Annotated in this window: 30 protein-coding genes and 1 pseudogene; 8 read left to right on the top strand and 23 right to left on the bottom strand. The window is 41.5% G+C overall.

Going from position 1 to position 25809, the window contains the following annotated elements; translation table 11 throughout:
* Window positions 1-67: 67 nt before the first annotated feature.
* The 19 genes from PI95_RS09065 to PI95_RS36730 all read right to left on the bottom strand — a co-directional run bounded on the left by PI95_RS09065 (window position 68) and on the right by PI95_RS36730 (window position 13703).
* Window positions 68-1480, bottom strand: coding sequence for an STM4012 family radical SAM protein (locus tag PI95_RS09065; protein WP_039753473.1), 1413 nt, complete (start codon window positions 1478-1480; stop codon window positions 68-70).
* Window positions 1481-1670: 190 nt separating this feature from the next.
* Window positions 1671-2129, bottom strand: a complete 459-nt coding sequence (locus PI95_RS09070) for a hypothetical protein (RefSeq protein WP_039753472.1) — start codon at window positions 2127-2129, stop codon at window positions 1671-1673.
* Window positions 2122-2487 carry a hypothetical protein gene (locus PI95_RS09075; RefSeq protein WP_039753470.1) on the bottom strand — a complete coding sequence of 122 codons (366 nt, stop codon included), beginning with the start codon at window positions 2485-2487 and terminating at the stop codon, window positions 2122-2124. Before PI95_RS09075 ends, PI95_RS09070 begins: the two co-directional genes overlap by 8 nt.
* Window positions 2488-2761: 274 nt before the next feature.
* Window positions 2762-3559, bottom strand: coding sequence for an STM4013/SEN3800 family hydrolase (locus PI95_RS09080; protein WP_201280370.1), 798 nt, complete (start codon window positions 3557-3559; stop codon window positions 2762-2764).
* Window positions 3560-3618: 59 nt separating this feature from the next.
* Window positions 3619-4743: an STM4014 family protein gene (locus PI95_RS09085; RefSeq protein ID WP_039753468.1), complete on the bottom strand. Its 1125-nt coding sequence runs from the start codon at window positions 4741-4743 to the stop codon at window positions 3619-3621.
* 15 nt (window positions 4744-4758) lie between these two features.
* Window positions 4759-5679, bottom strand: a complete 921-nt coding sequence (locus tag PI95_RS09090) for a hypothetical protein (protein ID WP_052325840.1) — start codon at window positions 5677-5679, stop codon at window positions 4759-4761.
* 126 nt (window positions 5680-5805) lie between these two features.
* The gene (locus PI95_RS09095) at window positions 5806-6813 is read right to left on the bottom strand and encodes an STM4015 family protein (protein WP_052325839.1); all 1008 of its coding nucleotides are present in this window, start codon (window positions 6811-6813) and stop codon (window positions 5806-5808) included.
* Between the two features lie 202 nt (window positions 6814-7015).
* Window positions 7016-7570 (bottom strand): (2Fe-2S) ferredoxin domain-containing protein, encoded by a 555-nt coding sequence (locus PI95_RS09100; RefSeq protein WP_039753467.1) that lies wholly within the window; start codon window positions 7568-7570, stop codon window positions 7016-7018.
* Between the two features lie 151 nt (window positions 7571-7721).
* Window positions 7722-7925 carry a putative nitrogen fixation protein NifT gene (gene nifT / locus PI95_RS09105; protein ID WP_039753465.1) on the bottom strand — a complete coding sequence of 68 codons (204 nt, stop codon included), beginning with the start codon at window positions 7923-7925 and terminating at the stop codon, window positions 7722-7724.
* Window positions 7922-8188, bottom strand: coding sequence for a nitrogen fixation protein NifZ (locus PI95_RS09110; RefSeq protein WP_039753463.1), 267 nt, complete (start codon window positions 8186-8188; stop codon window positions 7922-7924). The genes nifT and PI95_RS09110 overlap by 4 nt, the downstream gene beginning before the upstream one ends.
* Window positions 8175-9308 carry a homocitrate synthase gene (gene nifV / locus PI95_RS09115; RefSeq protein ID WP_039753462.1) on the bottom strand — a complete coding sequence of 378 codons (1134 nt, stop codon included), beginning with the start codon at window positions 9306-9308 and terminating at the stop codon, window positions 8175-8177. The genes PI95_RS09110 and nifV overlap by 14 nt, the downstream gene beginning before the upstream one ends.
* Window positions 9309-9699: 391 nt before the next feature.
* Window positions 9700-9897, bottom strand: coding sequence for a DUF2949 domain-containing protein (locus PI95_RS09120; RefSeq protein WP_039753461.1), 198 nt, complete (start codon window positions 9895-9897; stop codon window positions 9700-9702).
* Between the two features lie 168 nt (window positions 9898-10065).
* A complete protein-coding gene (locus PI95_RS09125) occupies window positions 10066-10323 on the bottom strand; it encodes an Asr1405/Asl0597 family protein (RefSeq protein WP_163518743.1) in 258 nt (85 codons plus the stop codon).
* 147 nt (window positions 10324-10470) lie between these two features.
* Entirely contained in the window at window positions 10471-11217 is a 747-nt protein-coding gene (cysE, locus tag PI95_RS09130) for a serine O-acetyltransferase (RefSeq protein ID WP_039753458.1), read from the bottom strand.
* A 451-nt stretch (window positions 11218-11668) separates the two neighbouring features.
* Window positions 11669-11848, bottom strand: coding sequence for a hypothetical protein (locus tag PI95_RS09135; RefSeq protein ID WP_163518736.1), 180 nt, complete (start codon window positions 11846-11848; stop codon window positions 11669-11671).
* Window positions 11829-12773: an NAD(P)-dependent alcohol dehydrogenase gene (locus PI95_RS09140; protein WP_039754204.1), complete on the bottom strand. Its 945-nt coding sequence runs from the start codon at window positions 12771-12773 to the stop codon at window positions 11829-11831. The genes PI95_RS09135 and PI95_RS09140 overlap by 20 nt, the downstream gene beginning before the upstream one ends.
* A gap of 45 nt (window positions 12774-12818) precedes the next feature.
* On the bottom strand, window positions 12819-13262 hold the full coding sequence (locus PI95_RS09145) for a type II toxin-antitoxin system PemK/MazF family toxin (RefSeq protein ID WP_336507191.1): 444 nt from the start codon (window positions 13260-13262) through the stop codon (window positions 12819-12821).
* Window positions 13263-13264: 2 nt separating this feature from the next.
* Complete coding sequence (locus PI95_RS09150) at window positions 13265-13495, bottom strand: hypothetical protein (protein WP_039753456.1); 231 nt, start codon at window positions 13493-13495, stop codon at window positions 13265-13267.
* An 82-nt stretch (window positions 13496-13577) separates the two neighbouring features.
* Window positions 13578-13703: a hypothetical protein gene (locus PI95_RS36730; RefSeq protein ID WP_268896709.1), complete on the bottom strand. Its 126-nt coding sequence runs from the start codon at window positions 13701-13703 to the stop codon at window positions 13578-13580.
* Between the two features lie 754 nt (window positions 13704-14457).
* Here PI95_RS36730 and nifB point away from each other — a divergent pair.
* The 5 genes from nifB to PI95_RS09175 all read left to right on the top strand — a co-directional run bounded on the left by nifB (window position 14458) and on the right by PI95_RS09175 (window position 19353).
* Window positions 14458-15891, top strand: a complete 1434-nt coding sequence (gene nifB, locus PI95_RS09155; protein WP_039753454.1) for a nitrogenase cofactor biosynthesis protein NifB — start codon at window positions 14458-14460, stop codon at window positions 15889-15891.
* Between the two features lie 113 nt (window positions 15892-16004).
* Window positions 16005-16340, top strand: coding sequence for a DUF362 domain-containing protein (locus PI95_RS09160; protein ID WP_039753453.1), 336 nt, complete (start codon window positions 16005-16007; stop codon window positions 16338-16340).
* A gap of 269 nt (window positions 16341-16609) precedes the next feature.
* Complete coding sequence (gene nifS, locus PI95_RS09165) at window positions 16610-17812, top strand: cysteine desulfurase NifS (protein WP_039753449.1); 1203 nt, start codon at window positions 16610-16612, stop codon at window positions 17810-17812.
* A 127-nt stretch (window positions 17813-17939) separates the two neighbouring features.
* Window positions 17940-18848, top strand: a complete 909-nt coding sequence (nifU, locus tag PI95_RS09170) for a Fe-S cluster assembly protein NifU (RefSeq protein ID WP_039753448.1) — start codon at window positions 17940-17942, stop codon at window positions 18846-18848.
* Between the two features lie 148 nt (window positions 18849-18996).
* Window positions 18997-19353, top strand: coding sequence for a group I truncated hemoglobin (locus PI95_RS09175; RefSeq protein WP_039753447.1), 357 nt, complete (start codon window positions 18997-18999; stop codon window positions 19351-19353).
* A 283-nt stretch (window positions 19354-19636) separates the two neighbouring features.
* Here PI95_RS09175 and PI95_RS35740 read toward each other — a convergent pair whose 3' ends face one another.
* Entirely contained in the window at window positions 19637-19810 is a 174-nt protein-coding gene (locus PI95_RS35740; RefSeq protein WP_236116997.1) for a hypothetical protein, read from the bottom strand.
* Window positions 19811-19812: 2 nt separating this feature from the next.
* Between PI95_RS35740 and nifH the strand changes: the two are divergent.
* Window positions 19813-20592 (top strand): annotated as a pseudogene (gene nifH / locus PI95_RS09180) (nitrogenase iron protein); the annotation flags it as partial.
* A gap of 114 nt (window positions 20593-20706) precedes the next feature.
* Here nifH and PI95_RS09185 read toward each other — a convergent pair.
* A complete protein-coding gene (locus PI95_RS09185; RefSeq protein WP_052325838.1) occupies window positions 20707-21627 on the bottom strand; it encodes an NAD(P)-dependent oxidoreductase in 921 nt (306 codons plus the stop codon).
* Window positions 21628-21924: 297 nt separating this feature from the next.
* On the opposite strand from PI95_RS09185, the gene PI95_RS09190 reads away from it, so the two are divergent.
* A complete protein-coding gene (locus PI95_RS09190) occupies window positions 21925-22779 on the top strand; it encodes a dienelactone hydrolase family protein (protein WP_039753446.1) in 855 nt (284 codons plus the stop codon).
* Between the two features lie 233 nt (window positions 22780-23012).
* Window positions 23013-23162: a hypothetical protein gene (locus PI95_RS09195; RefSeq protein WP_163518737.1), complete on the top strand. Its 150-nt coding sequence runs from the start codon at window positions 23013-23015 to the stop codon at window positions 23160-23162.
* A gap of 102 nt (window positions 23163-23264) precedes the next feature.
* Here the strand turns inward: PI95_RS09195 and PI95_RS09200 are convergent, their stop codons facing one another.
* Together PI95_RS09200 and PI95_RS09205 are read right to left on the bottom strand one after the other, a co-directional pair.
* Entirely contained in the window at window positions 23265-24446 is a 1182-nt protein-coding gene (locus PI95_RS09200) for a Shedu immune nuclease family protein (RefSeq protein ID WP_039753445.1), read from the bottom strand.
* Between the two features lie 145 nt (window positions 24447-24591).
* The gene (locus PI95_RS09205; RefSeq protein WP_336507192.1) at window positions 24592-25608 is read right to left on the bottom strand and encodes an isopenicillin N synthase family dioxygenase; all 1017 of its coding nucleotides are present in this window, start codon (window positions 25606-25608) and stop codon (window positions 24592-24594) included.
* Between the last annotated feature and the right edge of the window lie 201 nt (window positions 25609-25809).

Consider the following 25809-nt stretch of genomic DNA (forward strand, 5'->3'; position numbering starts at 1 on the left):
ATTTGAGTTGTGAGATTCTCTATTTATTTCTTACCTTGAAAAAAAGAGAGACTGCTATGTTCCGTAGCTATTTCAACTCATAACTTTGCATTAATTGGTTCACTTTCTCTGAAAATAACCAAGCACCAATTACATCAGATTTCTCAATACCAACTTCAGTCAAACGCAAGATTTGTTCATCTTGTGTCGCCAAATTCAAAGATAGCAATTGCGAAAGTTCTGGAAATGCAATTACATCTGTCCCAAACTGATTTTGATAGTCAGCAAGATTCAATCCTTCATCGGAAAACAAAGATAATAAAATGTAGCGACGACGGCGTTCTTGAGCATCCAGTTGAAAGCCATAATTAGCATACTCGAAAACTTCATCAGGTGTCTGAATAAAGTAAAGCAAAATGTCGCGAATTTCCCTAGAATTCACAGCATAGTCGTTAGAGTAGTGCAACGTATCAGTGTAAGAACGTGCCCCACAACCCAAACCGACCATTCCATCTGCTTGACAGCAGTAGACGGGAGTGGGGGAGGGGGGGAGTGGGGGATGGGAAGATGAGGGAGATGGAGAGACAAACTCCCCCTGCCCCCTGCCCCCTGCCCCCTGCCTCCTGCCCCCTTGTCCCAACTGTCGGAACATTCGCATGGAAACTTGAGTATATCCAGATGACAAAAGGAGCGATCGCCCTTGGCGATAACATGCTAAACGTATATCATCCCATTCTTTATCCGAGCGTCCCAAACCTGTCAGCGGTCGCACATACAAAGGATATAAGTAAATTTCCTCTGGCTGAAAGCGCAAAGCCGCACGTATCGAATACAACCAGGTTTCTACAGTTTGTCCGGGAAGTCCGTAAATTAAGTCTATATTAATTGTCGGAAATCCAGCCTCGCGCATCCGATTTAGTGCGGTTTCTACCTGCGCGGTGGTTTGACGGCGACCGGTTGCGAGGACTTCTGACTCAATAAAACTTTGGACACCAATGCTTGCTCTATCTACGCCACGCGATCGCAACAATTCTAGTTTATCTTTGTCTGCTGTCTCTGGTGACATCTCTACAGAAACAGGAATATTCTGCAAATCTGCACCCATCGTTTCTGACGCAACATTAAGGATTGTTTCCAAATGGTTAATTGGTAACTGAGTTGGTGTACCGCCACCAAGAGCAAATCTAGCAAAAGTCACTTCACCTAACAATGATTTTACTTGTCGCGCTTGTCGCTCAACCGTGCGAACATATTGACTAACAAAATCTTCGTTATGGGTGACGGTGGTAAACAAATTGCAAAATCCGCAGCGCATTTCGCAAAACGGGATGTGAATGTAGAGAAACAGCGCTTGTCTATCTTGCTTTGACCATAAATCTGCGAGTTTGACAGGCGGGGTGAGAGGACGATAAGCTGTCTTATGCGGGTATGAGTAAACGTAAGCTTGATAAGGCGATTTCTCAAGAAAGGATTTTAAATTTTGGATTTTGGTTGCGATCATCTTGTCAATTTTAGTTTTGGATTTTTGTTATAAATTGAGTTTTTTACTCCCCACTTTCTGCCTTGACTGTAGTCTATACATTTGAAAATGGCAGTAAGACTAGATAGCGATATGTTAATAAGGCAAAACAGCAATATTTAAAGTTAATTTCCGCACTTGTTACCAGGATTTGAGTAGGCTAATAGCAATGCTACTTGTTTTTTCTGTCTAAATATCCTTTCAATCCAAAACCGCTACCTAGTCCGCCGGCAAATGCAATAGCTAGCTTAAGTAACTCTCGATAACTTTCTACGTCTTTATAAACTAAGAAAACTGTGATAAATCCAAAAAATATTAAAACAACAATAGTATTAATTAAAGTATATTTCCGAGATGCTTGGGCATCAGCGAATGTCCTTTCATCATCTTTCTCAACAATCTCAAGTATTTTTGAGATATGTGATTCATTAATTTTTTCTTGAAGTGGCGATAAATAAGGTGTTGCAGAAATACGCTGCATTGAGAGAGTTGCTTCCACAACTCTCTTTAATTGTGGAGGTAAATCCTCTAATTCATCAGGCAGATTTTCTAAGTCTCCAGTATTATCTAATTCTTCCTTTTTATTTTTCTTATCCAAGCTTTCATTCGGTTCAGGCTGGTTGCTAGACATCTGATAATCTACTCCTTATCAGCCGGGATATATCCAAGCCGTAAATCACTTTTTCTATATCATAAGCTTCATCTGTAGATGAAAATTTAGAGCGTACAAACTGCATAAGTTTACGCTCCAAAGTTTCTTGAACTATTTCCTCTACTTCATTCTCAATAAAAATAGAGCAGGCATAGTGAACTAAACTTTCAAATGCTTTGTCGCTAATTTCTCCATTAGCACGTAAATAAGAAAAGTAAGATAAAACCCCCTTAAGCTTTTCTACATTTAAGCTCGTAAACTTTGCTCTGTTTAATGATGCGCTTTTTTTTAACGCCAAGTTTGATATTCCTGTAATCTCTTTATTTTGTAAAAACATAGTAATATTCTTGAACTCAGAAAAGAGTTTAGTTTATTACGAACTTGAAACAAATATCTAACTATTGTATAAATAGCAACAATTAAATAAAATTAATTTGCCATACCATATGTGAATACATTTTACTGAATATAAATTTTAACATTATACAATGATTATAAAATATCGCTGGCAAATCCTCTTCACTGACAAAACCGGAATTGTCAAACTTGCAAATTTTAGATGTTCACCAAAACAAGTGTAGCTGGGGCAAATTACCTTTAATGTCTCCTCATCACCCCAAAATAAACTCCGCATAAGGAACCGTCCACACTGCCGGATGGCTGAGACGATGACCAGTGTATCCATCATCACCATAAGTTGTGCCGTGGTCAGAGCAGAGAATACAAAACGTAGAAGCCTTTTGCTGTAAGGCATCCCAAAGTTTACCTAACTGACTATCGATATATTCCAAGGCAGCGACGTGAGATTCAATAGTATCTTTTTTAGCATCATGGAGGTAGAAATAATTCGGTTGATGCAAAGCTGAGATATTGATGAATAAAAATAAGCGTTGATTTTTGGGAGTTTGGGCAAGGATTTTTTGGGCGATCGCTACCTGATTTTCTGTAGAGTTAAAATTGGTGACACCCAACTCCGGACTCCAATAACTCTCAGCAAACATTGAAGGAAGCACATTACCCAAAGGATTTCGTTTGTTAAAAAAGCCGACACCACCAATACAAACAGTATGATAGCCTTTAGCCGCAAATCCACTGACAATATTAGCACCATCCAACACACAAGTACATTCAGTAGTAGTCATACTACCCTCAAAACCCAAAGCAAATAATCTTGGGTGTACTCCAGGTTTTACAGGAGTTGGTAGAAAACCGGCAAAAAAAGCATGATGAGCAGCATAAGTAAAACTTCCCGGAGAATGACGTTCTTCCCAACCACTTTCGGGTAAAACTGCCGCTAAATTAGGAGTGCGTCCTTTTACAAGTAAATCTTTTGCAACATCATAACGCAAAGTATCTAAAGTAATAAACAGAATATCGTGTGTACCGACAACTTGATTCATATTCAGCATAAAAGTATTTCGTAGTGAGCGCTTTAGCGCTCTCATCTTCTCATTTTCTCATTCCCTATCTAAAACAGAAAACTAGAAAAAATCGCCTTTATTTCACTCGCATAAGTATCCATTCCATTCCAACTAATCCCAGGTAATAAATCACCAAAAGCATTAACTTCCAAAATTGCATGATTTTTCCAATCAGGTAAAATCAACAAATCAACACCGCAATATAAACTATTAGGAAACAACGCTGCTACAGCTTCGCAACTTTGCTTCATCACTTGCCAATTTTCAACTTTAACTTTCGCAAAAAATTCCTCACTATCTCCTCTTTCATTACCAAGATGTAAATTCGTCATCGGACTTTTTCCCAACCTAACAACGATATGTTGCGCTTCACCGTTAATAACCACCACACGCAAATCAAAACCGCATCCTTGCAAGCGTGCTTTAGGGAGCCATTCTTCAACTTGAACGCCTTCAGATGTTAAAATGTTAATAATATCGGCAATTTCTTCTCTTTTTGTATAGTTACGAATTTTACGCGAGTTGTAAAGCAGTGTTTGCCCGTTTTTCTGCACTCGTTCCACCGTAGTTATAGCAGACTCAAAGCGCGAATTTGCTTGATAGGCAACGACTCCAGACGCAGCTGAACTGTGAGAAAGCTTGATAAATACTCGCTCTAACTTTTGCTGCTGCATCTTTTGGCGTAGATGTTCGTAGTTTTCAATAATACCTAAAGAGCGCGGAACCGGGATACCGTTGCGATTAAATTTTTCATGACACAACGGTTTATCAAACATCGTCGCAATGTCTTGCGGATGATTCATAATTGAGCATTTGAGTTGCTTTTCCCATTCCTGAAGTAGATATTGCCAGCCTAAATACCATTGTCGGGGATAAAGAATGCGTCCTTTATCAAAGACTAATTTTGCAGCTTCAAGAGAATTAATTTGTTGATGTTTACCTGCTGCAATTTCAGCACCAACAGCAATGATTGCTTTCTCAACTTCAAAGTTTTTTTCAGGGGAATCAAACCGGATGATAGTATCGGGTGTATTAAAATGTTCGAGAGTTTTACCTGCAATTAAATCTGCATAAGCTATGAGAATTGCAGGTGGTAAATTGAGATTTTTAAGCGCTTGTTGAAAGAAATTAACCCGCCGATTTTCCGGGTTAGCGATGATGACATTCAGCATTTTATTGCTTATACTTTATTCGTAAAGGGCGCAGTAGCGTTCTTCTTCATCGTCTTGCGGTTCTGCTATTACGTGACAATTAAGTTGAGAAAATTTTTGAATCATATTTACAGATAATTGGTTCAATGAAACATTGAGCGTATGAAGCTGATTAACTGGTGGAAAATTCAATAAAGCTTCAGCTCCTTCATCAGTTAAAGTTCCCATTGAAAGGTCAAGTATTGCAAGGTGTTCAATGACTGTGGGCAATTCCGCTAGGCAAAAAGCAATATTGTCAGAATAGTCGCTGCTACGTAATCCCAGATATTTTAAACTAGGGAAAACCTTTCCGGCTAAAATTGGCAATAGGTGTTCGGTTCCAACATCATCTCCATACCTATGACAACCACCAAGCCACAATTCAAGGTACTCTAGTCCTGGTAGATTAAGAGAGCAAATCTGATTTATAGTATCAGGCTCAATAAACATCAAACCTGTTTCAACAACCAAGGTTTTTAAGGACTCGTGTTGTAAAGGTCTAACCTGTAAACCCCAACCACCACGCACTTGTAAAACTTCTAAATAAGGAAAAGCCTTCAATATTGGGGTTATTTCACCTAGTTCTAGCCAGGAATTCATATATGGGCATTCTTCACCATCACCAATGAACAAAGCCTTAAGATTGGTTAATCGCTCGTAAGCGTCAGAGAGAGTATTTACGAAAGTGTAGAACTGCACATTATAATTGTGTTCATAAGCCCACAATTGACAGATTAAAGCTTCAACCTTACTAGCATGTGGGTCTTGTAGTAATAATTTCAGTTGCTCGATATTTACAATATAAGCCGTACCAACTGGATCTGTAATGCCTACTGGAGGATTAAATTCTTTAGCTTTCCAATCTTGCAACTTAATAAAAAAGTCAAATTCTTTTGGCTGATTTGGATTATTATTCATATTTTAATTTAATAGTTTGCGAGCGCTTTATTAAAAGAAAACTCCACCCTACCTTTGTCTTGTGCTAAAGTCTCTTCGCGAGTCAGGAGAGGTGGAGTGCAGTGCAATTACAAAGCGTACATGATTTTACTCGGCAACAGAGCAATAACGATAAGCATCATCCTCATCATAATCTTCTTCCGGTTTTTTCTGTCCATCAGTGATGATGCGAACCTGCATATCATCCTGTTTTACTTGCACAGATGCTATCATTTTTTTTGATAAGAAGTTTTCGGAAAGGTTGAGAATATTAAGTTGATGAACAGCGAAACAATTAAGCAATACTTCAGCACCAGCATCACTCAGCGTTCCTAGTGATAAATCGAGAATTTTAATTGAGTTAATTAAAGGTGAATTTATCACAACTTTGGCAATATCATCAGAGTATTGGCTATTTCGCAATCCCAAATAAATCAAGTTAGGAAATACTGTATTAACTAAAATTGGATTTAAGTTTTCAATGGTCGAATCTCCACCGTAACTATCTGAACCCAGCCATAATTCTAAATGCTGTAATTTCGGCAAATCGAGAGCGCAAATTTGGGCAATGGTTGCACTACTCAAGCCACCAGTTTCAATAATTAGTGCTTTTAAATTTTCATGTCTGACAAAGGGGCTAAATGCTAAACTATCACCACCGCGAATTTGCAATACTTCTAGTTTGGGATATGCTTCTAAAACAGGGCTGATGTCACTCTGTATTATCCAAGAAATTTCACTTTCATCGTAAGAAATATCTCCTATAAATAGCGCTTTTAAATTAGTTAGTTGATCTTTGGCAGCAATTAGGGCGTCAACTACAAGTTTAGAACTGTGAGCATACATTTCTCCATGCCACATTCCGAAAATTAAAGCTTCTAGTTTACTAGCTTGGGAATCTTGCAGCAGTTCTGCCAGTTTCTCTATAGCATCTTCTTGAGCATCATATTCGCATCGAATGGCGTATGCGGTGTTAACAAAATCGCTGATAGCAACTTCTGGATTGTATTCGACAACTTGCCGATTCGCAAATGTGGAGACGTGCATACCTCTGTATCCTGGATACTTCTCCAATCGTTCGTGAAGATTCCAAGATTGATTTTGATTGTCTGCCATGATGATCTAACTTATGCACTGGTAATAGGAGTTCTATTAATATTACTAAGCGATCGCTCTTTCCACCAGATCCTATTTCTAGTAATATTTATCTTCTAATATGTTATCTGCGATTTCATACAAACAACTTATAGGGACATAACAATAGTTATGCCCCTAGACAGTGGTATATTCATTTGATGAAAAGCTTTCTACGAGTGAGTTAGCACTCATCGCTTTTGCAGGTGAAGTGATTTTCTAACAGAGAGGCGATCGCTTCCGGGCGCACTTTGTTGTATTGCTTCTTCCCAACCTGTAAAATACAGTTGGGTGCGCTGCTACAACGTTTTTGGCAGCTGGTACGTTCGATTGTAACTCGATCTAACAAACCGCGATCGCATAAAGTTTGTTCTAATTCTGACAACAAACCTTTACCACCACGCTTCAAGCAACCGGATTTTTGACATATCATAATCCGTGCTTTTTGGTCAGGTGCATTTTGTTTTGGGCAAACACCACTTCGAGACACACCATCAGCCTTAAGTTTAAGTTCGCCTGTCACCTTATTTAACTTACTAACACCAACAACGCGAATTTTATCACCTGGTACTAAAGATACACTAATAGAGGTACGCAATTCTTTAGGAATTTTAATTTCTACCTCTTCAGAAGAAACTACTAAGCGCAAATATTTCGGCTTTCTTGGTTTATCACCAATAAAATTTAGTAATTCTCCTTCAAGATTAAATTCTGATATCGTCAGGTATTTGTCGCTCATTTTTGATTGTTGGTTGTTGGTTGTTAGTTGATAGTTGATAGTGGATAGTTGTTAGTGGATAGTTGTTAGTGGATAGTTGTTAGTGGATAGTGGATAGTTGTAACCACTACCCATTACCCATTACCCATTACCCATTACCCATTACCCATTTTCACGCCAGCCGTTTCGCTTCAAAAGTTTGTGGTAATTTCAGCGGTTCTGGCAAGTTGGAAAATTCTAATTCCCAACCGTTAGCTAAAGTAAAAATCATTCCGTCGTCGCCGGCTGTTTGCTTAACAACTTCTTCTTCTAAGTCTTTTTTAGCAACGTAGGCAATTAAATTTCCGGCATCATTCATCCGCAGCATTACTTTCATTTAGTTTCCTCAACAGCTTCTAATTCTTTTTTGCGACAACCGACGATGAATCCTGTTTCCAAAAAATGCACCGCATAAATATACGAACTTTGTAAAAAAGTGCCGATACTGGCAATGTAGCCAATATCTCCCTTTTTCGCTAAAACTGCCCCGATTTCTTGACCGGGAAATGTGCCATCATTTTTAATTAACTTGCGAAGTCGGACTTTTTGACCGATTTCAAAAACTGGTGGCAAATCCAGTTCTAATTCATCCCGCTGCATGAGAATACCTCTGTTGTTCGACCAAATTTAAAAGTTCTTGTGTAGTCAAGCTGCGTTTTTTCTGAACTGACTGCTGTCGCACTGCATCCAAGACAGATTTTGTTTCTTCTGAGTTCAGGCTAATACCGTGCTGCTGAAGTAAATTAGATACCAAATGACGACCAGAATGTTTGCCTAAAACCAAACGTCGCTCCCAACCTACTTCTTCGGGGGCAAATGGTTCGTAGGTGATAGGATTTTGTAGGACACCGTGAGCGTGAATACCGGATTCGTGAGCAAAAGTGTTGTCACCAACGATCGCTTTCCAAGGAGGTACGCTGCAACCTGATGCTGATGCCACAAGTCGGGAAAGTTCCAACAACCTAGGTGTATCAATGCCCAAATCAACATTATGGATGCGCTTCATCCCCATGACAACTTCTTCTAAAGCTGCATTTCCGGCTCTTTCACCCAACCCGTTGACTGTGGTATTTACTGATAACGCACCAGCTTTTATACCAGATAAAGCGTTAGCAGTCGCTAAACCAAAATCATTATGAGTGTGGATTTCCACGGGAATCATCAAAGCATTCACCAATCGCTTTACTTTGGTGAAAGTTCCGAATGGTTCGAGAATCCCGACGGTATCGCAGAAGCGAAAGCGAGATGCACCCCACTCTTGAGCATAAAGCGCGACATCTAAAAGAAAGTTATCATCGGCTCTAGATGAATCTTCGCCTCCGACTGCAACCCAAAGACCTTTATCAACGGCGAAGCTGATAGAATCTCTCAATTGTTGCAAAGTTACCCGCCACTGACCGTGAAATTTTGCGGCAATTTGAATTCCGGAGACGGGAATCGAAATATGCACTCGTTGCAAACCACAAGCCATAGAAGCTTGAATATCTGAGATAACAGCGCGGTTCCAGCCTAATAGTTTGGCTTGCAAACCCATATTATTAATTATAGATATAGCGCGTATTTCTTCCTCGCCCATCGCCGGAATTCCGACTTCTAATTCCTGAACACCCATTGCATCCAAAAATTTGGCGATCGCTACTTTCTCTTCTAAATTGAAAGCAACACCTGCCGCTTGCTCACCGTCACGCAGCGTCGTGTCATTAATGATGACTTGATTCATATCTAATATCCTCTTAGGAATCTTTCCTAATACCCTTTGTTGATTGCGGTGCTACTTTTCAAAGAATTCCTGGTAATGGCTGTTTATGCTCGACGGTAAATGCTGAAAAATATCACATTTCATATTTTTCCATTATTAACCGAATACCAACAGCACATCTGTATGAGATAGAACGAAAAAAGGGTATAAATTACAAATTCTTTATTTCCGTAGGATACTTTATTGGTTCTAGCAGCAGGTAGCTAATACAGCTACTAGCAATTGCCGGACAAACTTGATGCTAATTCCAGCTAAGAAAGTGAAAATCATTGCAAAATCCTCATGTAGTTCCAAAGTTTTGGCATTTAGGGTAGACAATTCCGATGGCTATAAGTTAAAGAGCGAAAGTTTCCTAAATTTGGTTTTCCAGCCAATCAAAAATTCTTTCTAATTGCTCTAGGTCTACTAAACCATATTGCCAAAGAAGCATCGGTAAGGGACCTCTATCTAATTCCCGATGTCGCAGTGCCACAGCGATATCGGCAGTCGTAAGCGAAAGTTCTTGATGCAAAAAATTGATAAATTTTGTATCGCTGCGAGCTACCATCATCGAAAATTCAACTCCTTCACCGAATAAAGAATTAAAAATTTGAAATTAAAAGTCAAGTTTGATAATTTCACCTTTTTAATCACTGGGATATGTGGAAAAATGTTCATTTTTAACAGATTGAATAACAGCGAAATGTATGCTATTTTTCTGCTAAAATTGTCCGGATACTCAGTAATTATCGCTGTAATTCCAGCAACGCTCTAACCAGTGAACTAACTCGTGACGTGAAGCAACAAATTGCATCACGATACTACGCACAAGAATCGCGGTTATACAACTATTTACTTGTACCCGCAAAGAACCATCAGCCGGACAAGAACAAGGAATCATTAACTCTTGTAAACGGTGATGAATTCGCCAGCGATCGCATAAAGGAATTTGCAAAATCTGATCGCCTAAAGCATCGGAATTACTACAAGGTGGCATAGTTAGGGATTGGGGAGAGGGGGGGAGGGGGAGACAGGGAGAGGGGGAGACAGGGGGACAAGGGGGACAAGGGAGACAAAAAGGAGAATAAACATTCACTATTGACTCTTGACCATTGACTCTTGACTCTTGACTCTTGACTCTTAACTATTGACTATTAACTTTTGACTGATGATTTTTGAGAATTTGCAATTCTTTTTCAAGTTGCTCGATGCGAGAGAGCAAAGTGTGCATTACCGACGCTTCGACATCGGGTAACTTTCCATGTTCTAAGGGGGAGAGGGTTTCTTCCTTTTTGCGGCTCCGGGTGCGTCCGGGAATTCCCACGACGGTACAATCTGAAGAGACATCGCGCAAAACAACCGAACCGGCGCCGACACGCACGCGATCGCCAATTTGAATATTACCTAAAATTTTCGCACCCGCACCCACCACAACGTTTTTGCCTAAAGTGGGATGGCGTTTACCTTCTTCTTTTCCAGTACCGCCAAGAGTCACATCTTGGTAAATCAGCGTATAATCTCCGACAATGGCAGTTTCGCCAATCACAACGCCCATACCGTGGTCGATAAATACACCTTTGCCAATCTTTGCACCTGGGTGAATTTCAATTCCGGTGAAAAACCGCCCAAAATGTGAAATCAAACGCGGAATGAAACTTACTCCCCGACAGTGCAACCAGTGAGCAAGACGATGCAAACAAAGTGCATGTAATCCTGGGTAGCAAAACAGCACTTCCAGCCAATTACGTGCCGCCGGATCGCGCTCAAAGATAATGCGAAAATCACTCAATATCGGCTCAAAAAAAGCTCTAGAAAGCAGACTTTTCCGCAAGTCGGTATTCGTATAATCCGGCGTGGGTGAATTTTTAATACTGTCCAAAAGCTGTTGCATCGGTACTGTCTGAGTAAAAGAGCCGTGTGCTGTTTTTATGCTTATAGCAGGCGACTCTAAATAGGGCAGTGCATCCGATGCGTATTGGATTTATTGAATTGATTAAGCTTGTACTCATAACCCCAAACCCCGACTTAAGGGAAATTTAAAATTTCCTTTGGGGTAGGGGTGCTAGTATTTTAGGATAGGGGTACTAGTATTTATGGGTAGGGGAGTAAGTATTTCTGCACTCAATCTGATGCTTCTTTAATGTAAGGCTGAGTAAGCATTTCTGCAAAATATTTTCTGAAAATTTCACTTGTACTCATCTTCACTGAAAGATGAAGTATTCGCCTTAAAAATAAAACTTCTGTATATCGAGTTACTAAATATATCCTATTATTCAAGTCAGGAAAAAACGACTTTCTTTATTTTCTTTTAGGCTTCTGTTGTCTGTATGTACAAATACCATTTAAAATCTCATCGCCGCATCTGCTGAAGGGAAGAGGGGGGAGGAGGGACAGGGGGGACAGGGGGGGACAGGGGGAGCAGGGGGAGCAGGGGGAGAAATTCTCCCTTGTCTTCCTTGTCTCCCTTGTCTTCCTTGTCTCCTTGTCCCCTTGTCTCCTCCTCTAGCCGATCGCGATCGCAATTTTCCCCACAGTTCGACCGCTTTCGCTGTAAGTATGCGCTGCTGCTAACTCATTTAAAGGAAATGTGCGATCGATTACAGTTCGCATTTTGCCAGCTTCGACTAAATCCTTAAGGTAAGTAAAGTCCTCAGTGTTGGAATTGAGAAGAATGAATTTGGCTTTTTTACCAGGAATCAACGCAGTCAAAGCACCTTGCACAAAAGTATCAGGACTTGGTAGTGTAGTTATGTAAATACCGTTAGGTTTAAGAACTTCTTTGCAGCTAGAAAACGATTCTTTCGCCACCGCATCAAAGATAATATCGTATCTGGCAGCATCTTGAGTGAAATTTTGTTGCTTGTAATCAATCAAGCGATCGGCTCCCAAAGACTTCACCAAATCAAAGTTTTTGCTACTACAAACAGCCGTCACCTCCGCTCCGAAAATCTTCGCAAGTTGCACCGCAAAAACGCCTACACCACCCGAAGCACCATTTATCAAGACGCTTTGTAAAGGTTGGATGTTTCCCAAATCTCGCAAAGCTTGCAACGCAGTCCCCGCTGCCACAGGTAAAGAAGCTGCTTCTTCAAACGTCATATTCGCCGGTTTGATTGCCGCAACTTTTTCAGGAACAGCAGCGTATTCTGCATAAGCACCACCGAAAGCTGCGCTTAAGCAACCATAAATCAAATCTCCCGGTTTGAAGCGCGTGACAGCAGAACCAACTTCTACCACTTCACCCGACAAATCAAACCCCAAAATCTTCGGGAAAGAATAACCCGTAATCAATTGCAACATTCCTTGGCGGATTTTCCAATCAACCGGATTAACACTAGCAGCGTGAACCTTCACCAGCAACTGATCTGATTTGATTTTCGGTGTTGGTAAATCCTCATACTGCAAAACATCAGCCGAACCATAACCACGAATAGCGATCGCTTTCATAAATTTCCCTCCTGCAACCTTCAAAAACATTTTGTAAAAGTCTTGTTAAAGCCCAAAAGTGTAGCGAAGCGCAGCATCAACACAAAGCATATCCGACCAAACACCAATAGTCCGATCAATTTCTACATCAAGAACAGTCACAAGATTGTCGGTCATAATAACTGAGTCTGTTAGTAATCCTGTTTGTTGCCCTTCTGGAGTTGCTAGCTGCACTAACACTCGGCTAGGATGTCCTGCACGAGCAAAATTGCTGGTAATCATAGCCACAATGGTCTGCGGTAAATTAGTCCCCAAACGATCTGCCTGAACAACCAAAGCGGGAGCGAGTCCTTCCCTAGACAAATGGGGACAGCCTTCATCAAAAATATTCGTGAAGGATCGAGGATCTACAAAACAAGGCTGTCCCCAAATGCCTGTGGGTTGTTGCAGGACGACGTTTAGCAGTTCGGAGATTTGAATCTGGAAAGAAAACCAGTACCACGTCTCCACGGCTATAAGGCATCGTAAGCTGCCATATCAGGACTATCCCAATCTTGGGCAAAACTTTGCAGCCTAGCGCGTAAATTTGCGGCTTGTTCCTGATTGATACCGCGAGATGGCAAATCAACAGAACCAGATTTCGGAAGAAAAGTGACAATCACTCGCGCTTGATCTACATCGGTGGGAACTTGCAGCAATTCAACTTTGCCGTTTTGATAAATTCCTTCTACTGATTGCAACATTGGTTTTATTATTCAACGTCGGTTATGCCTAGCATAACTTTTACAACAAAAGTGAAACACTACAGATTTTATCTGTAAGTTTTTAGTGCAAGGCGATTATCCCAAATGCTTTTGAGCGCGATCGCCCGACAGAAATGCAAAATATCCGCATCGCTGCATCTCCCCACACAAGCGGCTTTGCGCCATCAAAACCCACTTTTATGTGCAATTTAATCTCATTAACATTCCGACAAATCTTAAAAAAAAATAAACGGCATTTTTTCATTAAAAAAAATGATATTCTGTATACAGAATTGAATTTCGCAATTTTCTGGAGTAGTCCAGACAAGCCTACTCCAGATTTTCGCCCCTTAAATCTGCCATAAATGGTATTTGTTGATGCATTTAAGGGTAACTTGAGTACAACCTAAGAGAGATAAAAAAAAGCTAAAATTCTGCTTTAATCCTTATGAGGATTGGGTTAGAGTTGAGTACATCAAACCCCTGCACCCTCCTCCCTAAATACTAGTACCCCTATTGAAAAATACTAGTACCTAACCCCGAAAAAATTTTTTTGAAATCTCTAAACCCAGACGAGATGTAGGTTTGGATATTTTGAGTACAAGCATAATTAATTCAATAAATTCTATTCAGAACAGCCGCTTCAACCTTCTTAAAAACGACTGCTATAAATCTTATATCGCCAATCACTAAGCGCTCCGACAACGACAACAGCTTATTTTCCTCCCAGATAGAAGAGCGATTAGTGAGTGGAGGGATGAGATAGCACCATATCCTGTAAATAGAAGTCGCGGCTGTACAGACCAAGATTCAAACGTTGACACACACCAGCCGACGTAAACCAGGGTTTTACAACCTTCGTCATTAGACAAAGTGAGTAGAAGACGCGACTTCAATTCTACAGGTAGTACTTCCATCTCCCACAGTGGCAGCCACAGTCCACCGATCCTTTGCGAGATTCAATGACACTACCGTCTACAGAAGTTATCAACACCACCGTCACAGAACCAACCAAAGCAAAATCCGGTGGTTGCGGACGTAAGAGCGATACTAGCCACATCGTGGAAATGGACGAAAAGACCAAAGAGCGCATCGCCAAACATCCTTGTTATAGTGAAGATGCACATCATCACTACGCTAGGCTGCACGTTGCAGTTGCGCCGGCTTGTAACATTCAATGCAACTATTGCAATCGGAAATATGACTGCGCGAACGAAAGTCGTCCCGGAGTAGTTAGCGAATTGCTAACTCCCGAAGAAGCAGCACACAAAGCTTTGGTAATTGCAGGTAAGATTCCCCAAATGACAGTTGTGGGAATCGCCGGTCCTGGAGATCCACTAGCGAATCCAGAAAAGACCTTCCGCACATTTGAGTTGATTGCCGAACAAGCACCGGATATTAAGCTTTGTTTGTCAACCAACGGATTGATGCTTCCCGAATACGTGGATCGCATTAAACAACTAAATATCGATCACGTCACCATCACCATCAACATGGTGGACCCAGAAATCGGCGAAAAGATTTATCCTTGGGTTCACTACAACCGCAAGCGCTACAGAGGTATTGAAGGAGTTAAGATTCTGCACGAAAAGCAGATGGAAGGACTCGACGCTTTGAGAGAAGCTGACATCTTGTGCAAAGTCAACTCGGTGATGATTCCGGGAATCAATGACGAGCATTTGGTAGAAGTAAATAAAGTCATTCGTTCCAAAGGTGCATTTCTGCACAACATTATGCCGTTGATTTCTGCACCAGAACACGGCACACACTTCGGCTTAACCGGGCAGCGCGGTCCTACCCAAAAAGAACTCAAGGCAGTTCAAGATGATTGCTCCGGCAACATGAAAATGATGCGCCATTGTCGTCAATGTCGTGCAGATGCGGTAGGATTATTAGGAGAAGACCGCAGCCAAGAATTTACCAAAGACAAAATCTTGGAAATAACACCTGAATACGACTTGAGCAAACGTCAAGAAGTCCACGAAGGAATTGAGAAATTCCAACAAGAAATCAAAGCAGCTAAAGAAAAAGCCAAAGCTGACAAGAAAGTTGCTAACAGTCCCAAAATCTTAGTTGCAGTTGCAACCAAAGGTAGCGGATTGGTAAATCAACACTTCGGTCATGCGAAAGAATTCCAAATTTACGAAGTAGATGCAAACGAAGCTCGCTTTGTCAGCCATCGCAAAATAGACCACTTCTGCCAAGGTGGATATGGAGAAGAAGGCACACTAGAAAAAATTATTGAAGCGATCGCAGATTGCAAAGCGGTTTTAGTCTCCAAAATTGGCGAATGTCCCAAAGAAAAATTACAAGCAGTCGGAATACAGACTGTTGAAAGCTACGACATCATCGAAAAAGTTGCTTTAGAGTTTTACCAGCAATGGAATAAAGGCTAGGGATTAGGGAGTAGGGAGTAGGGAGTAGGGAGTAGGGAATTTTCTCCCCACTTACCACTCACCACTCCCCACTCCCCACTCCCCATTCCCCTAATATAATAAGGAGAATAATCATGGCTTACAAAATTACCAGCCAATGTATTTCCTGCAAACTGTGTGCATCTGTATGTCCAGTTGGCGCAATTAAAATAATTGACGGAAACCACTGGATTGACCCCGACCTTTGCACAAACTGCGTTGATAGTGTTTATAGCGTGCCTCAATGTAAAGCAGGTTGTCCCACTTGCAACGGCTGCAAAAAACAGCCAAACGATTACTGGGAATCATGGTTTGACACTTACAACAATATAGTCAAAAATCTCAAAAAAGAACCAGATTATTGGGAAACTTGGTTTAACTGTTATTCCCAAAAATACTCCGAACAATTGCAAAAACTCAACAGCAAATAGCTAGAATCAAAATATAACTTTTCCCTCATTGTATGAAGTGTGAAAAGTGAAATCACATCCTTTTTGCAACTAAAACACTTCATACAGCAATCCGCGCATCATTCCCTAGAACTCTCCCCATCTCTTTTCTTAGCGCCCTTCTCCTGTCGGAGACGCTGCGCGAACGCGTCTTTGCGGTTCGTTTCTCTAATGCAAATAGGATTGCTACACCCCTAAAAACCCTCAATAAAAAGACAAATTTGCGAACCCGTCAAATTAACTAAAAAGCAATGCAAAAGAACTGCATTTATCTGGATAACAACGCCACAACCAAAGTAGATCCAGAAGTAGTAGAGGCAATGATGCCCTACATGACAGATTTTTACGGTAATCCTTCGAGTATGCACACCTTTGGTGGGCAAGTTGGTAAAGCCGTAAAACAAGCGCGTCAACAAGTTGCAGCCTTATTGGGAGCCGATGACTCAGAAATCATCTTCACCAGTTGCGGTACAGAAGGAGATAACGCTGCGATTCGTGCTGCATTGTTAGCGCAACCCGAAAAGCGTCACATCATCACCACCCAAGTTGAACATCCAGCAGTGCTAAATGTCTGCAAACAACTTGAAACTCAAGGTTACACCGTTACCTATTTATCGGTCAATGGTAAGGGACAGTTGGATCTAGATGAACTAGAAGCTTCCCTGACCGGTAACACCGCTTTGGTGACAATTATGTACGCCAATAACGAAACCGGTGTAATTTTCCCAATTGAGCAAATTGGGTTGCGCGTCAAAGAGTATGGTGCTATATTTCATGTAGATGCGGTGCAAGCGGTTGGTAAAATCCCGCTAAACATGAAGACCAGCACCATAGATATGCTTACGATGTCAGGTCATAAAATACACGCACCAAAAGGAATTGGCGTTCTGTATGTGCGACGCGGTGTGAGATTCCGTCCTTTCCTAATTGGTGGACAACAAGAACGCGGACGCCGTTCAGGAACAGAAAACGTTCCGGGAATTATCGCCTTGGGCAAAGCTGCGGAACTGGAACTGTTACACTTAGAAGAGGCGACAAAAAGAGAAAGAAGATTGCGCGATCGCCTCGAACAAGCCATACTCACCAAAATCCCCGATTGCGAAGTGAACGGCGATCCAACGCAGAGATTACCCAACACCACCAACATCGGCTTCAAGTATATCGAAGGTGAAGCAATTCTCCTTTACTTAAACCAACACGGCATTTGTGCATCTTCCGGTTCTGCTTGTAGTTCTGGTTCTCTCGAACCGTCTCACGTTCTGCGAGCAATGGGCTTACCCTACACCATTTTACACGGCTCAATTCGCTTCAGCCTTTGCCGCTACACTACCGTTGCCGAAATTGACCAAGTTATCGCAGTAATGCCCGATATTATCCAACGTCTGCGCGATATGTCACCCTTCAAAAACGATAAAGCAGATTGGTTGCAAGCACAAACACTCGCTCATCGCTAATTACTAGGGAGTAGGGAATAAAGAGTAGGGAGTAGGAAAGAGTGAAGATTTTTCTTATATCTTGTCACCACTCCCCACTCCCCACTCCCCACTCCCCAATCCAAAATCTAAAATCTAAAATCAGCTTATGTGGGAATATACAGACAAAGTATTAGAACTCTTCTACAATCCCAAAAATCAGGGTGAAATTGAAGAAACTGCTGAACAAAATGTTAAGGTTGCTACTGGTGAAGTCGGCAGCATTGCTTGCGGTGATGCTTTGAGATTGCATCTAAAAGTTCAAGTTGATACAGACAAGATTCTTGATGCACGCTTTCAAACCTTTGGTTGTACGAGTGCGATCGCTTCAAGTAGTGCTTTGACTGAATTAGTTAAAGGTTTAACTCTCGATGAAGCGCTTGCGGTAACAAACAAAGACATTGCTAATTATTTAGGTGGACTTCCTGAAGCCAAAATGCATTGTTCGGTGATGGGACAAGAAGCGCTAGAAGCTGCTATCTTTAATTATCGCGGCATTGAGCGCGAAGTTCATGATGATGATGATGAAGGAACGCTAATTTGTACCTGTTTTGGCATCAGCGATACAAAGATTCGTCGCGTAATTAGAGAGAATAGTCTTATCACCGCAGAGGAAGTAACAAATTACGTCAAAGCCGGTGGCGGATGCGGTTCTTGTTTAGCGACTATTGATGATATAATTAAAGAAGTGCAAAGGGAATCTGCACTGCCAATCGCCGCTCCTGCAAGTAATAAGAGCGCGGTTGCTACAAAAATTGCTCCTTCAACGCTAACGACTGTCCAAAAAATCGCACTCATTCAAAAAGTGCTGGATGAAGAAGTTAGACCTGTATTGCTTGCCGACGGTGGAGATGTTGAACTTTACGATGTCGAAGGCGATCGCGTCAAGGTTTTATTGCAAGGTGCATGTGGTTCATGTTCTAGCAGTACTGCGACATTAAAGATTGCTATCGAAGCGAGATTGCGCGATCGCATTTCTCAAAGCATAGTCGTCGAAGCGGTTGAGCCATTATTTTAAGGCTTAAGTACTCTACAAATACGTCATAGTATCAGCCAAGTACACAAAGTAGGATTTGACCCACATAAAAGAGCGATCTTTCAGTCCTACTGACAACAGACAGCAACACCACATATTAGTCATCCAAATCGCTTCAAAGGAGAAAGATATGGACAAGTTGTACGACAAACTTGGCGGACAAGCAACTCTGGATAAAGTAGTCCAGGATTTCCACAAACGTATTTTAGCAGATAACACCCTCCAACCGTTTTTTGCTAATACAGATATGGAAAAGCAACGCCAGCATCAAGTTGCTTTCTTCTCTCAAATTTTTGAGGGTCCCAACCAATACTCTGGTCGGACAATGGAAAAAACCCACGCGGGTATGAATCTACAGCAATCACACTTCGATGCGATCGTTTCTCATCTGAAAGAATCAATGGCTTCCGTTGGTGCATCCACAGAAGACACAAACGCCGCAGTTGCTCGTGTTGACAAATTAAAGGGCGCTATTTTGAACAAGTAACCGCTTTGGGAAATTCAAAATTCAAAATTCGTCTTGGAAAGTTTGGCGGGACGGAAGCCGACACCGCCACGCCAGATGCCTCAACGGAGGGAACCTCCGCACAGCACTGGCTCAACTTTCCGCAAAATTCAAAAATAAGACTTGAATTTTGAATTTGGGCAAAGCGCGGGTCAAGTTCTACTTCGGATTAAGCGCTTTTACACATTATGACGTATTTGTAAAGTGCCTAATTCTTAAAATCATTGGTCATTAGTTAAAACTAATGACCGATGACAAAAAATAATCATAAAACACAAAAAGAAAACAAATTTAACGAGGAAACGATGATGCTTTCAATAATTTTAGTGGGAGAGCGATCGCCTCCAGGCACGTTCTTCTCGCGGTCAGCGCTATAAATCGGGCGTGAACGCATCAAAAAGCCAAGACCCACCAAAATCAACCAATTGGAGATTAACAATCATGTCCGTTGATGAAAAAATTAGACAGATAGCTTTCTACGGTAAAGGCGGTATCGGTAAATCTACCACCTCTCAAAATACCCTTGCAGCTATGGCAGAAATGGGTCAGCGCATTTTGATTGTGGGTTGCGATCCCAAAGCTGACTCTACCCGTTTGATGTTGCACAGTAAAGCTCAAACCACCGTGTTGCACTTAGCTGCTGAACGTGGTGCAGTAGAAGACTTAGAACTACACGAAGTCATGCTCACCGGTTTCCGTGGTGTGCGTTGCGTAGAATCTGGTGGTCCAGAACCCGGTGTAGGTTGCGCCGGTCGTGGTATCATCACCGCTATTAACTTCTTGGAAGAAAACGGTGCTTACCAAGACGTAGACTTCGTATCCTATGACGTATTAGGTGACGTTGTATGTGGTGGTTTCGCTATGCCTATTCGTGAAGGCAAAGCGCAAGAAATCTACATCGTTACCTCCGGTGAAATGATGGCGATGTACGCTGCTAACAACATCGCTCGCGGTATTCTGAAGTATGCTCACACCGGCGGTGTGCGCTTGGGTGGTTTGATTTGTAACAGCCGTAAAGTTGACCGGGAAATCGAATTGATCGAAACCCTGGCAGAACGTCTGAACACCCAAATGATTCACTTCGTACCTCGCGACAACATCGTTCAACACGCAGAATTGCGTCGGATGACAGTTAACGAGTACGCACCTGATAGCGATCAGGGTAACGAATACCGCACATTAGCGAAGAAAATCATCAACAACGACAAACTCACCATTCCTAATCACTATTGGATAATTATTCAGCTAGATAATTAGGTAAAAAGTAGAAAGAGTGAGTGTTTTGTTAATTCCACGTCGGGTAATGGGTTTTGCAGACTCCGATAAATTACATATTTATTCATGTTGAAAGTCTCCTGAATGAGTTTGAAAGTCATTTGATGTACTTTCAATAGAAAGAATACTAATAATTTCGTTTAGTAAACGTGTGTCTTTACGCTGTTCTGGTGTTTCCTTCCCCAAAGAGGTTTCTTTGACCAAATCGTAAATATCGGCTGCTCCCTGAAAGGTACGCTCAGTCAAACCCAACGCTTGAAAGGTTTCGGCAATCTCTTCCATTTCCCCCACCCAGCGATGAGCTTTAGGTGTCATCGAGGGAATGGAACGGGTTAGTATATTAGCTAGTTCCTGTTGGCTATGAGATAATTCATCCCACAGCTGCTCATCCAAGTTTAAGCGATGAGCCGCAATCAGTAATTGAGTACCGATCGCTGTCAGTCCTTTTGTTAAAGCTGCATAGCACATCTTTAACCCGGAAGCTTGACCAATTTCATCACCAATTACTCGCACATCTAAGCCATAATTTCGCAACTGTTGAAGTTCACTAGCTTGTTTTCCAGAAGCATAAATCCGGGTGCGATTGGGAACTCGTGGTGGTGGACCAATAATTGATGCATCTACGAATTCTCCCCCAGCCCAAGAGATGATTTGGGCAATGCTTTTCACTTTCTGGGGTGCGATCGCGTTACAGTCAACATACAATACGCTTTTGCCAACGTTGCTTATTGTAGTAGCTACTTGCTTTGCCGCTTCTTCTGCTGCTGCGGGAACCAGAACTGACAAGATCGCATCGGATGCAATCACCAGCTGTTTGAGGGAACCTACATCTTGAATGTTTGCTGCTTTTGCCAATGCGATAGTGCGATCGCTTCGTTCGTCTAAAGCAGCTACTGTCCTCAATCCGTGCTGATTGAGTACAGAGGCGATCGCCTGCCCCATGTCACCCGGACTTAAAATACCAACAGTTTGGATCTGCATGGAAAGCTCTGCTTAATATTCAGCTTCTAACTAACAAACTAATGATCGGTGATTTCCTTAACTATTATAAACAACATTAAACTGATATACTAACCGTAGTTAGTAATTCAGAACAATACTACAGTAAACCTTAAAAAGCTTGCTGCTGGCTTAACAAGCTCCCCTAGGGCAGCTGAAGATGATTTACAATTATTCATGATATTAATTTAATTATTAAATAATCGAACTATACTAGTTAACCCAATAGCTGCTTGATTAAAAGTCATTTACAGCAAAAGCGATCGCATAAAAGATAATATGAAAGAGATAACGCGCCGTCAATTTATTGCAACAGCTACCCTAGCAACAGGTTTTGCGCTTGCTGTGCAACCCGTTTCTGCCAAAGTCATCACCACCGATAGTAAGGGATTAGTCGCAGGTGCGGTGAAAATTCCCGTTAAAGATGGCGAAATTCCGGCTTACAGAGCGATGCCTGCTGGAGAAGGAAATTTCCCGATTGTCCTAGTAATTCAGGAAATCTTTGGTGTACACGAACACATTCAAGACGTTTGCCGTCGCTTTGCCAAGTTGGGGTATGTGGCAGTTGCACCGGAATTGTTTGTGCGTCAAGGCGATGTCTCGAAGTTAAGTAGTATAGAAGAAATTCGCCCGATAGTAGCTAAAGTACCAGATGCTCAAGTGCTATCCGACCTTGATGCCACAGTAGCCTGGGCAGTAAAGTCAGCAAAGGGGAATAGTAATAAATTAGGGATTACAGGCTTCTGCTGGGGTGGTCGTATTACTTGGCTGTATGCCGCACACAATCCTCAAGTTAAGGCAGGTGTAGCTTGGTACGGGCGACTGGTAGGTGATGTTACCGAATTAACACCCAAGCATCCTGTTGATATTGCCTCTACGCTGAAAGTTCCTGTTCTCGGACTTTATGGCGGCAAGGATACGGGTATTCCTCTTGATACTGTGAAGCAAATGCGCGTTCGCCTTGCGTCTCGGAACGAGAATCGCCTGAAGTCGAGTAGCAGCAAATCGGAAATCATTGTTTACCCAGATGCACCCCATGCCTTTTTTGCCGATTATCGTTCTTCCTACCACGAGTCAGACGCTAAAAGGGGCTGGCAACGCCTGCAAGCATGGTTTAAGCAGCATGGGGTGTAATAATCTTTACCGGAAATTGTTGATACATAATCAGTCAGCCAGAAATTAACTCACTTCAAGAATTTTATGAAATAGTGTAAGTCTGCGGAGCCGTTGTCCAAACGATTTAAGTTAGGACTTGCACAGATGTCAACCATCGCATTGATTGTAGGTGCAGTCAGCGCACGATTGCCTTCATAAAGCTTTACTGGTGCTTTTCTTCGGCAGGGCAACCTGATATACTCATAGGACTTGTGAAAAAAGAACACAAAAAATTAAGCGATCGCACGTTGTATTTACTGATTGGCGATCGCCGTAATTTCTCTGTTTATTTTCAATGGCGATCGACCCTAGAAAAAGAAGTGAAAAACAACCAACTGCGACCTTGGGTTGAGTCATTTTGACTCAGACTCTATTTAAGTACAGCATGAGCGTAAAAGTGTAGCGTTTTTAAATGCATCCCGATGCAATGTTAATGCATCGAGATACATTGGCTTAGTGAACAGCTAATCAGCATATACTTTCATCAGATTTTCCCCTCTTTGAAGTAAGTCTGTATAAGTTAGAATTTCTATTCCGTGTAATGAGTGATTTAGCCTTCTAAAAGCTTCCTTATGCTTTTCATTCCAGTCATCAGACCTTCCTATCAAAATAAAAGCACGCGGTTTTATAGCGCTTAATTCAAGTGAAAGTTCTTGCTTAAGCTTTTTGGCAATTTCAAGTTGATGTAACTCTATTTCGTGTAAGTAGTTTACGACTTGTCCAATAGCTTCATTTACTTCACTAGACCATTTAAAAGCTCCAGGGTGGGATTTATCTTCTTTGATAACATCATGTGATGGTTTTTTGATTTCTAAAATGTCAATAAATCCATCTGGAGTTGGAAACAAATAGTCAAGAATGCTTCTAAAACCTACTTGTGGGTGTGCAATAGAGCTTCCATATTGAATGCCAAACAGCCAATTATTCTTATAAATCCACTCTTGCCAAGAATCTGTACCGCTAGTCTCTGGATAATCGCTTTTTAATCTGTTTTTAAATTCATCAAGCTTTTGTTGATAAGCGAATAGCTTGCTTTTTTCATATTTAGTCTTAAATTCCTGTGATTGCTCTTGTAAATTTTTATTTTGCGATTGTAATACGTCAATTCGTTTATCTTTTTGTTCAAGTTCTAAAAAAAATAAATTTTCGCTCTCCACAAGTGGTCTTACATAGACATCATCTTTCTCATTGATTATTCTTTGCTGTTTTTCAAATTCATCTTCAAAAGGCTGATAAATTCTGTCTCTCAGAATCTCCAATAGTTTCCAACAATCATCTTTATCCTTGAAGTAAATGTTATCGTATACTTTACCTCCAGGAGCCAATCGGTTTTTTTCAAATAGTCTCGAAATTTCCTGATAAGTCTGGTTCAAACTTTTTAGTTGCTCGTTAGGTAAAACAGGGGTACTAAATTTACATCGTTCCAAGTCCCTACTAAGCTTTCCTGCTTTTGAAATGCTAAACTTAATTTTCAGAAGCTCGTCAAGAGAAATTGGAACATATACACCAGCTTTTTTTGGTTGCACTTTAATTTCTCGGACAGTCAAACGCTTTAACTCTTCATCTACATCTTCTGATGGCTTAACAAGCACCATCAGTTCAGTTTTTTCTGGTAAAAAATCAACAATCTGACTAAACACTGACATAGTTTATTTATAGAGTTTTTCAAGAGCGATAATTTGCTTTTGAGAGCAACTTAAGTATTAATTATGCTACTGACAATACTTTATTCCTCAAAGGAGGAGAGTTGGCTTATATTGTATAAAAAAAGACAAACATTTAACAGAATTTTTACAAAACCGATCGCCTTAACTCTGGAAAAACTTTCGACACCTTACTCAATACATAATCCCCATACGTTCCCCGAAAGTCATGAACGCTAGCTTGATCCCAGCGTTGTAGCTGATCATCTACCACCACATGATCTAATTCAATCGGCTTCACCTCAACATCAAAATTGGGATCGAAAAAGAACGGGAACGAAAGGCGATCGCCTCCCGACACATTCAAAACGCGATGAGGTGTAGAACGATACAATCCTCCCGTCATCCGATCCAGCATATCTCCGATATTACACACAAATGAATTGGGAATAGGAGGCGCAGCAATCCAGCCTGACTTTGACTTCACTTGCAATCCCCCGGAATCGTCCTGTTTGAGAATCGTCAAAACACCGTAGTCAGTGTGTTCTCCCACACCCCACCTATCTCGATCGTTAGATGCAGGGTAGTTAAAGATACGAAACAATGTCAAGGGGTCTGATGTGTAACGGTCAGCAAAATAGGACTCTTCCAGCCCTAAGCTCAGAGCAATACCAGCCATTAGCGTGTGTCCAAGTTGCGTCATCGCCTCCATATATTCCAGGACTGTCTCGCAAAATAAAGGTATGTTGTCAGGGAAGAGGTTAGAACCGTGCATAGGAGTACCAGCTTGCACAAGTGGGTGATCCTCTCCCAATTGGGCACCAAAGTAAATACCCTCTTTCAGGTCAGGTTTGCCGGATGTTAATTCACCTCCAACCGGAAAATACCCCCGCCATGCTTTACCACCACTAGCCATGCGAATTTTCAGCTTAGTTTCCAGATCCTGAGCAAAAAACTGTCGGCTGAGTTGTTCGAGCCTTTGCTGCAACTTTTCATCCACACCATGTCCAACGATATAAAAAAACCCGCACTCACGACACGCTTGCCCGATTTGAGATGGAATTGTCAAATCGCCGCTTTTTTTTATTAACCCGCTGATATCAATAACGCTCACTTGCGAGATTTTCACCGAACCTCCTCGTTGTGCGCCGTGTATAACGCTCACATAAAAATAATTATGACGCACATATTGGTCAAACTGATACAATACGAGACGCTTCTCTACGAGACGCGGAGCTAACGCCAACGCGAACGCGAACGATTTCGTTCAGCTTTACCCCTTTAATGCGCGTGCTTTATGAATTATGAATTAATAATTATTTGGTCAGGGTTAAAAGTTAGGAAAAGAAGTGAGAAAGCGATCGCT

The organism is Hassallia byssoidea VB512170, assembly GCF_000817785.2.
In the GTDB taxonomy this organism is placed as follows: Bacteria; Cyanobacteriota; Cyanobacteriia; order Cyanobacteriales; family Nostocaceae; genus Hassallia; species Hassallia carrinoi.

Coding starts and splice junctions, on each gene's coding strand:
- PI95_RS09065 (WP_039753473.1), bottom strand. CDS start 1,480: ATGATCGCAACCAAAATCCAAAATTTAAAATCCTTTCTTGAGAAATCG.
- PI95_RS09070 (WP_039753472.1), bottom strand. CDS start 2,129: ATGTCTAGCAACCAGCCTGAACCGAATGAAAGCTTGGATAAGAAAAAT.
- PI95_RS09075 (WP_039753470.1), bottom strand. CDS start 2,487: ATGTTTTTACAAAATAAAGAGATTACAGGAATATCAAACTTGGCGTTA.
- PI95_RS09080 (WP_201280370.1), bottom strand. CDS start 3,559: ATGCTGAATATGAATCAAGTTGTCGGTACACACGATATTCTGTTTATT.
- PI95_RS09085 (WP_039753468.1), bottom strand. CDS start 4,743: ATGCTGAATGTCATCATCGCTAACCCGGAAAATCGGCGGGTTAATTTC.
- PI95_RS09090 (WP_052325840.1), bottom strand. CDS start 5,679: ATGAATAATAATCCAAATCAGCCAAAAGAATTTGACTTTTTTATTAAG.
- PI95_RS09095 (WP_052325839.1), bottom strand. CDS start 6,813: ATGGCAGACAATCAAAATCAATCTTGGAATCTTCACGAACGATTGGAG.
- PI95_RS09100 (WP_039753467.1), bottom strand. CDS start 7,570: ATGAGCGACAAATACCTGACGATATCAGAATTTAATCTTGAAGGAGAA.
- nifT (WP_039753465.1), bottom strand. CDS start 7,925: ATGAAAGTAATGCTGCGGATGAATGATGCCGGAAATTTAATTGCCTAC.
- PI95_RS09110 (WP_039753463.1), bottom strand. CDS start 8,188: ATGCAGCGGGATGAATTAGAACTGGATTTGCCACCAGTTTTTGAAATC.
- nifV (WP_039753462.1), bottom strand. CDS start 9,308: ATGAATCAAGTCATCATTAATGACACGACGCTGCGTGACGGTGAGCAA.
- PI95_RS09120 (WP_039753461.1), bottom strand. CDS start 9,897: ATGATGGTAGCTCGCAGCGATACAAAATTTATCAATTTTTTGCATCAA.
- PI95_RS09125 (WP_163518743.1), bottom strand. CDS start 10,323: ATGCCACCTTGTAGTAATTCCGATGCTTTAGGCGATCAGATTTTGCAA.
- cysE (WP_039753458.1), bottom strand. CDS start 11,217: ATGCAACAGCTTTTGGACAGTATTAAAAATTCACCCACGCCGGATTAT.
- PI95_RS09140 (WP_039754204.1), bottom strand. CDS start 12,773: ATGAAAGCGATCGCTATTCGTGGTTATGGTTCGGCTGATGTTTTGCAG.
- PI95_RS09150 (WP_039753456.1), bottom strand. CDS start 13,495: ATGTTGCAATCAGTAGAAGGAATTTATCAAAACGGCAAAGTTGAATTG.
- nifB (WP_039753454.1), top strand. CDS start 14,458: ATGACACTACCGTCTACAGAAGTTATCAACACCACCGTCACAGAACCA.
- PI95_RS09160 (WP_039753453.1), top strand. CDS start 16,005: ATGGCTTACAAAATTACCAGCCAATGTATTTCCTGCAAACTGTGTGCA.
- nifS (WP_039753449.1), top strand. CDS start 16,610: ATGCAAAAGAACTGCATTTATCTGGATAACAACGCCACAACCAAAGTA.
- nifU (WP_039753448.1), top strand. CDS start 17,940: ATGTGGGAATATACAGACAAAGTATTAGAACTCTTCTACAATCCCAAA.
- PI95_RS09175 (WP_039753447.1), top strand. CDS start 18,997: ATGGACAAGTTGTACGACAAACTTGGCGGACAAGCAACTCTGGATAAA.
- PI95_RS09185 (WP_052325838.1), bottom strand. CDS start 21,627: ATGCAGATCCAAACTGTTGGTATTTTAAGTCCGGGTGACATGGGGCAG.
- PI95_RS09190 (WP_039753446.1), top strand. CDS start 21,925: ATGAAAGAGATAACGCGCCGTCAATTTATTGCAACAGCTACCCTAGCA.
- PI95_RS09200 (WP_039753445.1), bottom strand. CDS start 24,446: ATGTCAGTGTTTAGTCAGATTGTTGATTTTTTACCAGAAAAAACTGAA.